Origin of the sequence: Comamonas brasiliensis (assembly GCF_018292285.1) — a bacterium.
GTDB lineage: Bacteria > Pseudomonadota > Gammaproteobacteria > Burkholderiales > Burkholderiaceae_C > Comamonas > Comamonas brasiliensis.
Map to the genome: position 1 here is coordinate 59,015 of NZ_JAANES010000004.1, position 13,552 is coordinate 72,566.

11 protein-coding genes are annotated in these 13,552 nt (G+C 63.9%); 4 read left to right on the forward strand and 7 right to left on the reverse strand.

Features of this window, described 5'->3' with window-relative positions:
* Window positions 1–23: 23 nt before the first annotated feature.
* The 6 genes from DJFAAGMI_RS16800 to DJFAAGMI_RS16825 form a co-directional block, all read right to left on the reverse strand.
* Window positions 24–989, reverse strand: coding sequence for a 2-hydroxyacid dehydrogenase (locus DJFAAGMI_RS16800; protein WP_211458002.1), 966 nt, complete (start codon window positions 987–989; stop codon window positions 24–26).
* A 91-nt stretch (window positions 990–1,080) separates the two neighbouring features.
* Window positions 1,081–2,046 (reverse strand): Bug family tripartite tricarboxylate transporter substrate binding protein, encoded by a 966-nt coding sequence (locus DJFAAGMI_RS16805; RefSeq protein WP_043007135.1) that lies wholly within the window; start codon window positions 2,044–2,046, stop codon window positions 1,081–1,083.
* 96 nt (window positions 2,047–2,142) lie between these two features.
* Window positions 2,143–3,102 (reverse strand): Bug family tripartite tricarboxylate transporter substrate binding protein, encoded by a 960-nt coding sequence (locus DJFAAGMI_RS16810; protein ID WP_043007133.1) that lies wholly within the window; start codon window positions 3,100–3,102, stop codon window positions 2,143–2,145.
* Between the two features lie 56 nt (window positions 3,103–3,158).
* Window positions 3,159–4,070 (reverse strand): 5-dehydro-4-deoxyglucarate dehydratase, encoded by a 912-nt coding sequence (kdgD, locus tag DJFAAGMI_RS16815; RefSeq protein WP_211458003.1) that lies wholly within the window; start codon window positions 4,068–4,070, stop codon window positions 3,159–3,161.
* A 41-nt stretch (window positions 4,071–4,111) separates the two neighbouring features.
* Window positions 4,112–5,089 carry a Bug family tripartite tricarboxylate transporter substrate binding protein gene (locus DJFAAGMI_RS16820; RefSeq protein ID WP_211458004.1) on the reverse strand — a complete coding sequence of 326 codons (978 nt, stop codon included), beginning with the start codon at window positions 5,087–5,089 and terminating at the stop codon, window positions 4,112–4,114.
* Between the two features lie 302 nt (window positions 5,090–5,391).
* Complete coding sequence (locus tag DJFAAGMI_RS16825) at window positions 5,392–6,147, reverse strand: FadR/GntR family transcriptional regulator (protein WP_211458381.1); 756 nt, start codon at window positions 6,145–6,147, stop codon at window positions 5,392–5,394.
* Window positions 6,148–6,290: 143 nt separating this feature from the next.
* Between DJFAAGMI_RS16825 and DJFAAGMI_RS16830 the strand changes: the two genes are divergently transcribed.
* The 3 genes from DJFAAGMI_RS16830 to garD all read left to right on the forward strand — a co-directional run bounded on the left by DJFAAGMI_RS16830 (window position 6,291) and on the right by garD (window position 10,450).
* Window positions 6,291–7,586: a glucarate dehydratase family protein gene (locus tag DJFAAGMI_RS16830; protein WP_211458005.1), complete on the forward strand. Its 1,296-nt coding sequence runs from the start codon at window positions 6,291–6,293 to the stop codon at window positions 7,584–7,586.
* Window positions 7,587–7,704: 118 nt separating this feature from the next.
* Window positions 7,705–8,706 carry a Bug family tripartite tricarboxylate transporter substrate binding protein gene (locus DJFAAGMI_RS16835; RefSeq protein ID WP_211458006.1) on the forward strand — a complete coding sequence of 334 codons (1,002 nt, stop codon included), beginning with the start codon at window positions 7,705–7,707 and terminating at the stop codon, window positions 8,704–8,706.
* Between the two features lie 178 nt (window positions 8,707–8,884).
* Window positions 8,885–10,450, forward strand: coding sequence for a galactarate dehydratase (gene garD, locus DJFAAGMI_RS16840; protein WP_211458007.1), 1,566 nt, complete (start codon window positions 8,885–8,887; stop codon window positions 10,448–10,450).
* A gap of 123 nt (window positions 10,451–10,573) precedes the next feature.
* Here the strand turns inward: garD and DJFAAGMI_RS16845 are convergent, their stop codons facing one another.
* Window positions 10,574–12,112 (reverse strand): acetyl-CoA hydrolase/transferase family protein, encoded by a 1,539-nt coding sequence (locus tag DJFAAGMI_RS16845; RefSeq protein ID WP_211458008.1) that lies wholly within the window; start codon window positions 12,110–12,112, stop codon window positions 10,574–10,576.
* 361 nt (window positions 12,113–12,473) lie between these two features.
* On the opposite strand from DJFAAGMI_RS16845, the gene DJFAAGMI_RS16850 reads away from it, so the two are divergent.
* Window positions 12,474–13,454, forward strand: a complete 981-nt coding sequence (locus tag DJFAAGMI_RS16850; protein ID WP_211458009.1) for a YihY/virulence factor BrkB family protein — start codon at window positions 12,474–12,476, stop codon at window positions 13,452–13,454.
* The last annotated feature ends 98 nt before the right edge of the window (window positions 13,455–13,552 follow it).

The window sequence follows — 13,552 nt, forward strand, 5'->3', positions numbered from 1 at the left end:
ACAGACTCGGAGGGAAAAGGAAATCACTGCGCGGCGGACCAGGGCACCTCGGCCGCAGGGCGGCCCGTGGCGATGAACTGCTGCAGGTTGTGCAGCACCAGGTCGGCCATGGCGCGGCGGGTTTCGTGGGTGCCGCTGGCGATGTGGGGGGCCAGCACCACGTTGTCCAGGGCCAGCAGGGCAGGCAGGGGGCGGGGCTCGTCCTCGAACACGTCCAGGCCGGCGCCGGCGATGCGCTTGTTCTCCAGGGCATCGGCCAGGGCGGCTTCGTCGACCACGCTGCCGCGCGCCACGTTGACCAGGAAGCCCTGCGGGCCCAGGGCGGCCAGCACTTCGGCATTCACCAGGTGGCGCGTGCCTTCGCCGCCTGCGGCGGTGATGACCAGGATGTCGGCCCAGCGCGCCAGCTCCAGCAGCGAGGGCAGGTACTGGTGGGGCGAGCCTTCGACGGGGCGGCGGTTGTGATAGGCCACTTCCATGTCGAAGCCAGAGGCACGGCGCGCCACGGTGGAACCGATGCGGCCCATGCCGAGGATGCCCAGGCGCTTGCCGCTGGCGCGGGTGCGGATACCGAAGCGGCTCTGGCTCCAGTCGCCGCGGCGCACGAAGCGGTCGGACTCGCTCAGGCCGCGTGTGGCATCCAGCAGCAGGGCAAAGGCCAGGTCGGCCACGCAGTCGTCGAGCACGCCGGGCGTGTAGCCCACACGTGCGCCACGGCGCAGCAGAGCGTCCTTGTCGAGTGCGTCGAAGCCCACGCCGAAGCTGCTCACGAACTTGAGATTGGGCAGAGCGTCGACCACGCCCGCAGGCAGGCCCATGGCGGCCGAGGTGACCGCATATTCGAACTGGCCGCCATGCTCGGCAAGAAAGCGCTCGGGATCGGGCTGCTCGGAGAGGATGCTCACCTCGTAGGCCTGCGCCAGTTCGGCATCAAGCTGGGTCAGCGGCATCTTGCCGTATTGAAGAACGCGTGGTCGGGTGGTCGCCATGCCGGGAATTCCTTGCTTTGGTCAATGGTGGAGGCCGCAGCCTCCAGGGGAGAAAGCGGCCCGCTTGTACGGGCCGCCAGGGGTTTAAAGCTTATTCGGCCTTGATCCCCTTTTCGGCGATGAGCTGGGCGTAGGTCGTGTAGTCGGACTCGATCAGCGCGGCGAACTGCCGGGGTGTGGTGGTCCTGGCGACAGCGCCCTGTTCGTTGAGCCGCTGGGCGATGTCGGGCTGGGCCACGGTATCGCGGATGGCCGCTGCCAGACGGTCGATGGTGGCCTGCGGCGTCTTGGCCGGAGCCAGCACGCCCACCCAGGAGATGGACTTGAAACCTGGCACGGTCTCGGCCACCGTGGGCACATCGGGCAGTGCCGGCACACGCTTGTCACCAGTCACGGCCAGGGCGCGCAGCTTGCCTGCCTTGATGTGACCCAGGCTTTCGAGCACGGTGGCAAACGTGATCTGCACATGGCCGGACAGCAGGTCCACGATGGCCGGCCCGCCACCTCGGTAGGCCACATGCTGGATATCGGTCTGGGTGGCGCTCTTGAACATCTCCCCGGCCAGGTGCATGGAGCCGCCCGGGCCCGAGGTGCTGTAGCTGAGCTTGCCGGGCTGGGCCTTGAGCAGGGCAATCAGGCCGGCCACGTCCTTGGCCTGCACGCCGGGATGCACCAGCAGCACCTGGGGCAGCTCGGCGACCAGGCTGACGGGGGCGAAAGCCGTCTTGGCGTCGTAGGGCAGCTTCTTGTAGAGGATGGGGTTGATGGACTGGGTGCCGATATTGCCCAGCAGGATGGTATTGCCGTCGGCCGGCGCTCGGGCCACCTGGTCGGCACCGATCACCCCCGCAGCGCCGGGCTTGTTCTCGATGACCACGGTCTGTCCCAGGCGGCTGGCCAGGGCCTGGCTGAGCAGGCGGGCACTGGTGTCGCTGCCGCCACCGGGCGCGAAAGGAACGACCAGGGTCAGGGGCTTGCCGGACTGTTGTGCGCTGGCGGCGCAGGACAGTCCGGCCAAGACCAGTGTGAGCAGCAATCGGCGGGAAGGGTGTCGCATGCCTTGTCTCCGTTATCGGTTTTGTGGGTGCATGGGCCGCGGTTCGCGGCAGGAAAAACCGCCGGGCGCAGAGCGCCCGTCGGCGGCGGACCGCCTTCAGTCGGCGGTGATCTTGCGGGTCTGGATCAGCTGCTTCCAGCGCTCGTTCTCCTGGGCCTGAAAGCGCGTGAATTCCTCGGGTGTGTTGCCCACGATTTCCAGCCCCTGCTCCACAAAGCGCTTGCGGATGTCGGGTTGCTGCACGGCGACAATGGCGGCCTTGGCCAGTCTGGCCTTGACATCCGCCGGCAAACCCTTGGGAGCGGCCATGCCTTGCCAGGAGTAGACCTCTGCACCCTTGACGCCTGACTCGGCCAGTGTGGGAACGTCGGGCAGCACGGGCGAACGCTGGCTGCCGGTCACGGCAATGGCACGCAGCTTGCCGCTACGCAGATGGGGCAGCACGGCATTGACGTTCTGGAAGGAAAAATCCACCTGTCCGCCCAGCAGATCGGTGATGGCCGGTGCTCCGCCCTTGTAGGGCACATGCACGGCTTCGGTGCCCGTTTGCTGCCAGAACAGTTCGGCCGACAGATGGTCCGAAGAGCCATTGCCGGAGCTTGCAAAACTGATCTTGCCGGGATTGGCCTTGAGCGCGGCAATCACCTCGCTCACGCTGCGGGCCTTTTGCGTCGGGCTGGCAACGAGCACATTGGGCGCCTGCACGGGGATGGTGATGTAGTCGAAATCCTTGCTGGCGTCATAGGGCACGTTCTTGACCATATGAGGGGTCACCACAAAAGGGCCCAGCGAGGCCACCAGCAAGGTGTAGCCATCGGCCGCTGCACGCTTGACGGCTCCCGCACCGATGGTGCCCGTGGCACCAGGACGGTTTTCCACGACAAATGGCTTGCCCAGTTGCTCGGCCATGCTCAGGGCCACCGCACGCGCCACGGTGTCGGTGGAGCCGCCGGCCGGGAACGGCACGATGATGTTGACGGGCCGGTCGGGAAAGTTGCCGGCCGCCTGGGCAGCCAGGGCCAGGGTGGCACCCAACGTGATCAGTATCTTTTTCATGCTTTGTCTCCTGAAGACGCGGGGCCCGGTTCTTGGCCTGGCCCCTGCATCGGGTCTTACTGGGGGCCGAGCTTGTCGATCAGGACCTTGAGTTCCTCCATCTCGGAAGGCTTGAGGTCGGTCAGGGGAGCGCGCACGGGACCGGCATCGTGGCCGACCAGCTTGGCGCCGGCCTTGATGATGCTCACGCCGTAGCCTTCGACACGGTTGCGGATCTTCAGGTAGGGCATGAAGAATTCCTTGAGCAGCTTGTGCTGCGTGGCCATGTCGTCAGTGCGCACGGCTTCGTAGAACGCCATGGCCGTCTTGGGGATGAAGTTGAAGACGGCAGAGGAATACACGGGCGTGCCCAGAGCCTTGTAGGCGGCTGCATAGACTTCGGCCGTGGGCAGGCCACCCAGGTAGGCGAAGCGGTCGCCCATCTTCATGAAGATGGAGGACATGGTCTCGATATTGCCCATGCCGTCCTTGAAGCCCACCAGATTGGGGCAGCGCTCGGCCAGAATGGCCAGAGATTCGGGCGTGAAGCGTGTGCGGTCGCGGTTGTAGACGATGACGCCGAACGTCACGCTCTTGCAGACCTGCTCCACATGGGCGATCAGGCCTTCCTGACCGGCTTCGGTCAGGTAGTGGGGCAGCAGCAGGATGCCGTGGGCGCCCAGGCGCTCGGCTTCCTGGGCATGGGCAATGGCAGTGCGGGTGGGGCCGCCGGCGCCGGCAATGATGGGCACCTTGCCGCGGCAGGTATCCACGGCGGTCTTGATGATCTGACCGTATTCCTCGCCATACAACGAGAAGTATTCGCCTGTGCCGCCTGCAGCGAACAGGGCACTGGCACCGTATGGGGCCAGCCATTCAAGGCGTGCGGCATAGCCCTTGGCATTGAAGTTGCCCTGGGCATCGAAGTCCGTCACGGGGAAGGACAGCAGGCCGGAACTCATCACGTCTTTGAGGTCTTGGGGTGTCATGGTAATCCTTGAAAAGAGGAGTGCAAAAAAGATCTGGCAGCTCAATCCAGCTGCAGGTGGGCGGCTTGCACCACGGCGCGCCAGCGCGCGCGCTCGGCGTTGAAGAATTTGTCGGTTTCGGCGGGCGTCATCGTGACGACCTCGGCACCCTGGCCGGTCAGCCGGGAGCGGACCTCGGTGGAGCGGATGGCACCGAGCAGCACCTGGTTCACACGCTGCACCACGGCTTCAGGCGTCTTGGCGGGCAGCACCACGCCCTGCCAGGTGCCCGAGGCAAAACCCTGTGCGCCCTGCTCCGCCAGCGTCGGCACATCGGCAATCAGGGGCATGCGGGTGTTCTTGGAAATGCCCAGCAGCTTGAGCTTTCCGCTTTGCACATGCGGATAGGTGGCCAGCATGCCGTTCATCAGCACCTGGGTCTGGCCTGCCACCGTGTCCTGCACCGACTGCACGCCGCCCTTGTAGGGCACATACACCCATTTGGCGCCGGTGATGCGGGCCAGCTCCACGCCGGCCAGATGGGGGGCACTGCCCGATGCGGTAACGGCAAAGTTCAGGTCCTGCTTTTTGGACAGCTCCACTAGCTCCTTGAGATTGCTGGCCTGAACCGAGGGGTGCACCACCAGCATATGGGGCGAATAGGCCAGCATGGCCGCGCCGCGCAGCGCCTTGGAAGGATCGAAGCTGAGCTTGGTATAGATCGAGGGAGAGATGGCCAGTGCACCGAGATCGCAGAGCAGCCATGTATAGCCGTCAGCCGGTGCACGGGCAACGAATTCAGCGCCCAGATTGCCATTGGCGCCGGGCTTGTTGTCGATCACCACGGTCTGCTTGAGCTCCTGGGAAATCAGCTGCCCGATGGAGCGCGCAATGATGTCGGAGCTACCGCCGGGCGGATAGGGAACGACCAGACGGATGGGCTTGCTGGGCCAGGCATCGGCAGCCAGCAATGTGGACGACAGCAAACCGCCGGCCGCCAGGGCCAGCAGAGAGCGCAGAAAGTGCGAGCGTCGGACCATGGTGAAATGTCTCCTTGTTGTGGTCAGTCATCATACAACTAGGTTTTTTTGAACACCAAGAGATTTTTTCTAAGGGTAAGCACGGATCGCAGCCGTCTACCAGGCTTTGGTCTTCGTCACTTTCATCCAAGAAAAATGCGTCAGACTCAATCCTGAATAGCGATTGAAGCTATTAATTTGGAAGCACCTTCAAGTGCTCGACGCAGCGGGACACTGCGGCCGCCGCATGCTGCAGGCGGTCCGCCGCGCTTTGCTGCGGTCAGCCTCTTCCATCAGGCGCCCGCCAGGCCAGGGTTTCGGAATCAGGACTCTGCGCTCAGGCTCAGACGCTGCGCCAGGCGCAAACGCTCCCGCGAGTTGGTCAGATGGATGCGCATGGCGGCGCGGGCCGAATCGGCATCCTGGCGCACGATGGCGGCATAGATCTCCTCGTGCTCGCGGTTCACACGACGCAGATAGTCGGGATCGCGTGCCGGCGTATGCATGGAGGCGATGCGATTGCGCGGAATCAGCAGCGTTCCGAAATGCTGCAGGATGTCCTGAAAATACCGGTTGCCTGTGGCCTGCGCGATGCTCAGGTGAAAGGCCAGATCATGCTCGACAGTGTCGTGCCCCAGGGCGAAATGATGCTCGAACTCCTGCAGTGCCTCGCTCATGGCCTGCAGATGGGCTTCGCTGCGGCGCTGGGCAGCCAGACCGGCTGCCTCGGTCTCCAGACTGATGCGCAGCTCCAGCACGGCCAGCACATCGACGGACTCGCTGAGCTCGCGCGCGCTGAGCATGGGGCTTGCACTCTGGCGCGCGGGCAGCACAAACGTGCCTATGCCATGGCGGGTCTCGACCAGCCCTGCAGCCTGCAACTTGGACAACGCCTCGCGCACCACGGTGCGGCTGACGTCATAGCTGCGCACGAGTTCGGACTCGGTGGGCAGCTTGTCCCCCTCATGCAGCAGGCCCTGGCGGATCTTGTGCTCGAACTCCTCGGACAACAGATTCGCCAGACTGCGGCTGCCCTTGCTGGTTTTGCTGCGCAGCGCGTACCCCTCCGTCAGCGGCAAAGACGGGGTTGATTGGGGTAATTCCGATGTCTGAGTACTCATGAGCCTGATGATAATGGCTTTCAGTTGTACGACAACATACCACAAAGCCTCCTTATTTCAACTTCGGCCCGGAGCTCCTGCGCCGCATCAGTCATCTCAAGATGAGCACCTCTCACCAGATCCGCCACATCCGCATCACGCCGATTGCCTTCCGTGATCCGCCGCTGCTCAACGCCGCCGGCATTCACGAGCCCTGGGCGCTGCGCTCCATCATCGAGATCGAGACCGCCTCCGGCCTGGTCGGCATCAACGAGAGCTATGGCGACCAACCCATGCTGGATGCTCTGGCCAAGGCCGCACCGGCCCTGGTCGGGCTCTCGCCCTGGGCCCTCAATGAAATGGAGGCCCGTGTTGCCGCCCTGGTCACTCCGCCCAAGCTCACGGCCTCGGAATTTCTGGGTCAGCAGGTCTCGCTGGCCCCAGGCACCCATGTCTCCAAGACCGTGGCCAAGGTGGTCAGCGCCTTCGAGGTCGCCATGCTGGACCTGCAGGGCCAGATGGCCCAGGCCCCCATCGTCGACCTGCTGGGCGGCCCCGCACGCGACCGCGTGCCCTACTCGGCCTATCTGTTCTACAAATACGCCGAGCATGTGGACCAGCCCTATGCACCCGACGCCTGGGGCGAAGCCCTGACGCCGGCCCAGCTCGTGGCCCAGGCCCGACGCATGATCGACCAATACGGCTTCCAGAGCATCAAGCTCAAGGCCGGTACGCTGCCACCCGAGCAGGAAGCTGCCGGCATCCTGGCGCTGGCCGAGGCCTTCCCCGGCACACCGCTGCGCATCGACCCGAATGGCAACTGGACCGTGGAAACCAGCCTGAAGATCGTGCAGCAGTTGCGCGGCGTGCTCGAGTACTACGAGGACCCAGCCCCGGGCCTGGACGGCATGGCCGCCGTGGCACGCGAGTGCGACGTGCCCCTGGCCACGAATATGGTGGTGACGGACTTTGCCGAGTTCCGCCGCAACGCCGACATGGGCTGCCCCGTGAAGATCGTGCTCAGCGACCACCATTACTGGGGCGGCCTGCGTGCCACACAGCGCCTGTCCACGCTGTGCCGCACCTTCGACCTGGGCCTGTCCATGCACAGCAACTCCCATCTGGGCGTGAGCCTGGTGGCAATGACTCATCTGTGCGCCAGCGTGCCCCTGCTGACCTATGCCTGCGACACCCACTATCCGTGGCAGGACGAAGAGGTCGTCGAAGGCGGCCGCCTGCAGTTCGAACAGGGCAGCCTGCGCGTGCCCACCACGCCCGGCCTGGGCGTGACCCTGGACCGCGAGGCCCTGGCTCGCCTGCACGACAACTATCTGCATTGCGGCATCCGCAACCGCGACGACCTGGGCCAGATGCGCAAATACGACCCGGAATTCACCGGCAAGCAACCGCGCTTCTGAACTCCAGCCCCCTGCACAGAAAAGACCGCAAAGAGCAAACATCCAGCCCAAGCCGAGCTGGTTCGATCGCCCCCTTTCCACAGCGCGAAAAGACGCTTTTCAACCGGAGACAACCATCATGCAACGCCGCACCCTGCTTCAATCCACCCTCGCCGCCAGCGCCCTGCTGCTGGGCACATCCCTTGTCGCCGCACCGGCCCTGGCACAGGGTAACTGGCCCACGGGCAAGCCCATCACCTATCTGGTGCCGTTCCCCCCCGGTGGCAATACAGACACCCTGGCGCGCGTGATTGCGCAGCCGCTGAGCAAGGCCCTGGGCACGCCCGTGGTCATCGAGAACAAGGGCGGCGCCGGCGGCAGCGTGGGCTCGGCGCTGGCGGCACGTGCCCCGGCCGACGGCTACACCATTCTGGGGGGCACCATCAGCTCGCACGCCATCAATGTCAGCCTGTACTCCAAGCTGGACTATGACCCCGTCAAGTCCTTCACGCCCGTCGCCATGCTCGGCTCCGGCCCTCTGGTGCTGGTAGTGCCTGCCTCCAGCCCCTACAAGACACTGGCCGACGTGCTGGCTGGCAGCAAGGCCAAGGCCTCGTCGGGCGGCCTGACCTCGGCCTCGCCGGGCAACGGCACCTCCAACCACATGGCGCTGGAACTGCTGGCCTACCAGACCGGCGTGAAGTTCACCCATGTGCCCTACAAGGGCAGCGGTCCCGCCGTGCAGGATGTCATGGGCGGACAGGTGGACATGATGTTCGATACCGCCCTGGTTGTCGGCCCGCACATCCAGTCCGGCAAGCTGCGCCCCATCGCCGTGAGCAGCTCCAAGCGCCTGGAATCGCTGCCCGATGTACCGACGATTGCCGAGGCTGGCGAGAAGGGTTTCGACATGGGCTCCTGGCAGGCCGTTTTCGCCCCTGCGGGCACGCCCAAGCCCATCGTGGACCGCCTGCATGCCGAAATCCTGAAGATCGTGGCCACTCCCGAAGTCCAGGCCCGCCTCAAGAACTTCGGCATGCTGTCGTCGAACATGACGACCGTCGAGCTGGCCGACTACCAGAAGGCCGAGGTGAGCAAGTGGGCCAAGGTGATCAAGTCTGCTGGAATAAAGGCTGAATAAGTAAAGCCCCCCCCTGAGCCGCTTCGCGGCTTCCCCCTCTCTAACTTGCTTCGCAAGGGAGGGGGACGACACCATCGCTGCGGGGCGGCCCTTGCTCGGTGTCCCTCGCCTTGGGCTGCGCCGTTTGCTCAGGCTGTGCCGTAGCCGTGCTGGCCCTCTAGAAAATTGAGACATTGACATGAGTACCCCACTTCCGCTTTCCATCAGCATGCATCCGGCCGACAACGTGGCCATTGTTGCCAACGACGGCGGCCTGCCTGCGGGCACCGTGCTGCCGTCCGGCCTCACGCTGCTCGACAAGGTGCCGCAGGCGCACAAGGTGGCGCTGGTGGACATTCCCGAAGGCGGTGAGGTGCGCCGCTACAACGTGATCATCGGCTATGCGCTCAAGCCCATCGCCGCCGGCAGCTGGGTGCATGAGCGCTTGCTGCAGATGCCCGAGGCACGCTCGCTGCAGGGCCTGCCCATCGCCACCGTCAAGCCACCCGTGCTGGAGCCGTTGGCAGGCTATACCTTCGAGGGCTACCGCAATGCTGACGGTACGGTGGGCACGCGCAACATCCTGGCCATCACCACCACGGTGCAATGCGTGGCCGGGGTGCTCGACTTTGCGGTGCGCCGCATCAAGTCCGAGCTGCTGCCCCGATACCCCCATGTTGACGACGTGGTGGGCCTGGAGCACAGCTATGGCTGCGGCGTGGCCATCGATGCCGTGGGAGCCGAGATCCCGCAGCGCACGCTGCGCAACATCAGCCGCAACCCGAACTTCGGCGGCGAGGTCATGGTGGTCAGCCTGGGCTGCGAAAAGCTGCAACCCGAGCGCCTGCTGCCGCCGGGCAGCTTTCCCATCGTCGACGAACGCGAACCAGCACTTGATGTGGTCTGCCTGCAGGACGAGGCCCATGTGGGCTTTATGTCCATGATCGACTCCATCATGCGCCAGGCCGAGCAGCACCTGCGCCGCCTCGACGCCCGCCGTCGCGAGACCGTGCCCGCCAGCGCCCTGGTGGTGGGCGTGCAATGCGGGGGCAGCGACGCCTTCAGCGGCGTCACGGCCAACCCCGCAGTGGGCTTCTGTACCGACCTGCTGGTGCGTGCGGGCGCCACCGTGATGTTCAGCGAGGTGACCGAGGTGCGCGACGGCATCGACCAGCTCACCTCGCGCGCCGCAAGCCCCGAAGTGGCCGAAGCCATGATCGAGGAAATGGCCTGGTACGACGCCTATCTCGACAAGGGCCGCGTGGACCGCAGCGCCAACACCACGCCGGGCAATAAAAAAGGCGGATTGTCGAACATCGTCGAAAAGGCCATGGGTTCCATCATCAAGAGCGGCACGGCCCCCATCACCGGCGTGCTGTCGCCGGGTCAGCGGCTGGCCGATCGCAACATCAGCCAGGGTCTGGTCTATGCAGCCACGCCGGCCAGCGACTTCATCTGCGGCACGCTGCAGCTGGCAGCCGGCATGAACCTGCATGTCTTCACCACGGGCCGCGGCACGCCTTACGGCTTGGCACAGGTGCCAGTGATCAAGGTGGCCACGCGCAGCGACCTGGCGCGACGCTGGCACGATCTGATGGATATCAACGCCGGACGCATTGCCGACGGCGAGGCCACGATCGAAGACATAGGCTGGGAAATGTTCAGGCTGATGCTCGATGTCGCCAGCGGTCGCAAAAAGACCTGGGCCGAGCATTGGCAGTTGCATAACGCACTGGTGCTCTTCAATCCGGCTCCGGTGACCTGAAGCCGTACCGCGCGCCGGAACAGCTTGCAAATCCAGAGCGCTTTGCGAAGCCGCCATCCGGGTTGCAGACAGCATCACCAAAAAACGCTGCCATGGCAGCGTCTCTGGTTTGCGCATGTACCCTCAGGCGCGCATGGAGCCCGTCTTCAGATAGCGCTGGTGCCAGGCATAGGCTTCATCCAGCAGATGCGGCGTGTGCTTGCCCGGTGCATCGCGCAGCGCGCGCTCCAGGTACTCTCTCATCGCCGCCTTGTAGTCGGGATGTACGCATTTCTCGATGATCAAACGTGCGCGCTGCACCGGTGCGAGACCTCGCAGATCGGCGAGGCCTTGCTCGGTCACGATGACCTGCACATCATGCTCGGTGTGATCGACATGGGAGACCATGGGCACGATGCAGCTGATCTTGCCGTCCTTGGCCGTGGATGGCGTCATGAAAATGGACAGATAGGCGTTGCGTGCAAAGTCGCCGCTGCCGCCAATGCCGTTCATGATGGATGAGCCCATGACATGCGTGCTGTTGACGTTGCCGTACATATCGGCCTCGATCAGCGCGTTCATCGAAATCAAACCCATGCGGCGGATCAGCTCCGGGTGGTTCGATATCTCCTGCGGGCGCAGCATGATGCGCTGGCGGTAATAGTCGATATTGGCCAGAAAGCGCTCCATGGCCGCAGGGCTCAACGCAAGCGAGGTGGTCGATGCGGTATCGAGCTTGCCCGACTCCAGCATGTCGAGCATGCCGTCCTGCAGCACCTCGGTATAGGCGTTCAGATGGTCGAACGGGCCGTTGTTCAGCCCCGCCAGCACGGCGTTGGCGATATTGCCAACGCCCGACTGCAGCGGCAGCAACTCGGGCGGCAGGCGGCCCGCTTTCACCTCGTGCTGCAGAAAGTCGATGATGTTCTCGGCAATGCGCATGGAGCCCTCATCGGGCGCCGTGAATGCTGCCAGCCTGTCGCGCTGCACCGTGGGCACCACGGCAATCACCTTGCTCAGATCGCAATGCAGATACGGCTCGCCAATGCGGTCGAACGGGTGCTCCATGGGTATGGGTTTGCGCCTGGGCGGCACGGCCGCGCCGTAGTAGATATCGTGCATGCCCTCGAGCTCGGCGGGCTGGGCGCTGTTGACTTCGAGAATGATCTTGTCGGCCTGCTCCAGCCAGGTCTTGTTGTTGCCCACCGAGGTCGACGGAATCAGGCGACCATCGGGCAAAACACCCGCCACCTCGATCACCGCCACGTCAAGATGACCGAGGAAGCCGAACCACACATGCTGCGCTACATGCGAGAGGTGGATGTCCACATACTGCATGCGGCCCTCGTTGATCTCCTTGCGCACCGTGGGGTCCGACTGATAGGGCAGACGACGTTCGATGCCATGCACTTTGGCCAGTGCGCCATCGAGTTCAGGCGAGGTCGAAGCTCCCGTCCACAGACTGATGCGGAAGTTGCCGCCAGCGGCGTTCTGCGCTTCGATGCGGCGTGCCAATGCCTGCGGCACGGCCTTGGGGGCACCTGCGGGAGTGAAGCCGCTCATGCCCAGTGTCATGCCGGATTGAATCAGGCCGGCGGCCTGGTCCGCCGCCATGATGCGTTCGCGCAAGACAGGGCAAAGCACGCGATCTGCAGGAGAAGCGGTGGTGAAGGATGCCTTCATGAAATGTGTCTCGTCTCACCAGCTTTCGTGAAGCAGGATAGTTTTTTGTAGTTAAAGAGTTGCACTTTGACTGGTGCAAACCCGGATTGAACTACGACACACAGAAGACCGCCAAGCGTAGTTGACTAGAGAAAACCCCGATGCGCTCTCCTGAAGGAAGCCAACGCAATTGAGTTCATCTACAAAAAAGTGAGCATTCATCGCTCATCAGATAAAGGATGAGAACCTGAAGCTGCTGAGGCTCGCCACCATGGCAGATTTGCCAGAGCCCTGGCGGCAATTACAAAATATTTGCTTATCCTCAATGCCAGCCGACATAGGCTGACAAGCCCTCCGTGTTTTCGCAACCAGAATTCGACACATGGCTTTTGATACCTCCGGCTGGCAGCATAAGCTGCGACGCCTCACCCAGCCTCTGCAACCGCTCATTGATTCCGTACAGCTCTGGCTGCAGGCCGATGGTCTACGCATGAGCGCCGCCATGTCTTTCTACGGCATGCTGAGCCTGGCGCCGCTACTGTTGGCCGTCGTGGGCCTGCTGGGCTGGTGGCTGGACCGCAGCTATGTGGAAAGCACCTTGATCAGCCAGATACAGAGCGTGGTCGGAGAGCGCGCAGCACAGGTCGTCAAAAGCGCGCTGGCCAGCGCCCAGAACGCCAATCAGGGCTCGCTCGCGTCCGTGCTCGGTCTGGTGATGATGCTCTCGGGCGCCACGGGCGTGTTTGTGGAGCTGCAGGCTTCGCTGGACAAGCTCTGGTCCATGGGCGAAGAGTCGCGCCCACAGGAAAACAAACCATGGTGGAGCATGGCCATCTCGCGGCTGTGGGGACTGAGCTATGTCGTGGGCCTGGGATTTTTGCTGCTGGTGTCCATGGTGCTTTCAACCGCCATCCAGATGATCACCAAATGGGCCAACGACGAGCTGCAGCTTGTACCGCTGGGTCCGCTGATGGGGCTGATCAACGAGGGCCTTTCCTTCGGCATTGCGGTGCTGCTGTTCTGGGGCCTGATGCGCATGGGGGCCGGCATCAAGCCCGCCACCAGATACCTGCTGCTGGGCTCGCTGACGGGTGCCGCGCTGTTCACCATAGGCAAGCAGGCCCTGGCCTGGTATCTGTCCACCGCCGCCGTGGTCTCGGCCTATGGTGCCGCCGGCTCGCTGGTGGTGGTGCTGATGTGGTTTTACTTCACCTCGGCCATTTTGCTGTTCTCCGCCGCCACGGCCAAGGCCTGCAGCAAGTCCCGGGTCCAGTGGGTCGTCCCTTTTGTCGCGCGCAAGGCATCCAGCGCCAGGCCCATGGATTTGCAGCGCCTGCCCGAGAACGCAGGGGAGAACATCTAGGTCAAGCACAACAGCCATGCCAGACATGGACTCTCCGCCATCTTCTCCTCAGCGCAAATGCAAAAGGCCTGCGAATGCAGGCCTTTTGTCAGGGACAA

Excerpts from the sequence above, each read along its gene's own strand:
- DJFAAGMI_RS16800 (WP_211458002.1), bottom strand. The coding sequence starts at position 989 with ATGGCGACCACCCGACCACGCGTTCTTCAATACGGCAAGATGCCGCTG.
- DJFAAGMI_RS16805 (WP_043007135.1), bottom strand. The coding sequence starts at position 2,046 with ATGCGACACCCTTCCCGCCGATTGCTGCTCACACTGGTCTTGGCCGGA.
- DJFAAGMI_RS16810 (WP_043007133.1), bottom strand. The coding sequence starts at position 3,102 with ATGAAAAAGATACTGATCACGTTGGGTGCCACCCTGGCCCTGGCTGCC.
- kdgD (WP_211458003.1), bottom strand. The coding sequence starts at position 4,070 with ATGACACCCCAAGACCTCAAAGACGTGATGAGTTCCGGCCTGCTGTCC.
- DJFAAGMI_RS16820 (WP_211458004.1), bottom strand. The coding sequence starts at position 5,089 with ATGGTCCGACGCTCGCACTTTCTGCGCTCTCTGCTGGCCCTGGCGGCC.
- DJFAAGMI_RS16830 (WP_211458005.1), top strand. The coding sequence starts at position 6,291 with ATGAGCACCTCTCACCAGATCCGCCACATCCGCATCACGCCGATTGCC.
- DJFAAGMI_RS16835 (WP_211458006.1), top strand. The coding sequence starts at position 7,705 with ATGCAACGCCGCACCCTGCTTCAATCCACCCTCGCCGCCAGCGCCCTG.
- garD (WP_211458007.1), top strand. The coding sequence starts at position 8,885 with ATGAGTACCCCACTTCCGCTTTCCATCAGCATGCATCCGGCCGACAAC.
- DJFAAGMI_RS16845 (WP_211458008.1), bottom strand. The coding sequence starts at position 12,112 with ATGAAGGCATCCTTCACCACCGCTTCTCCTGCAGATCGCGTGCTTTGC.
- DJFAAGMI_RS16850 (WP_211458009.1), top strand. The coding sequence starts at position 12,474 with ATGGCTTTTGATACCTCCGGCTGGCAGCATAAGCTGCGACGCCTCACC.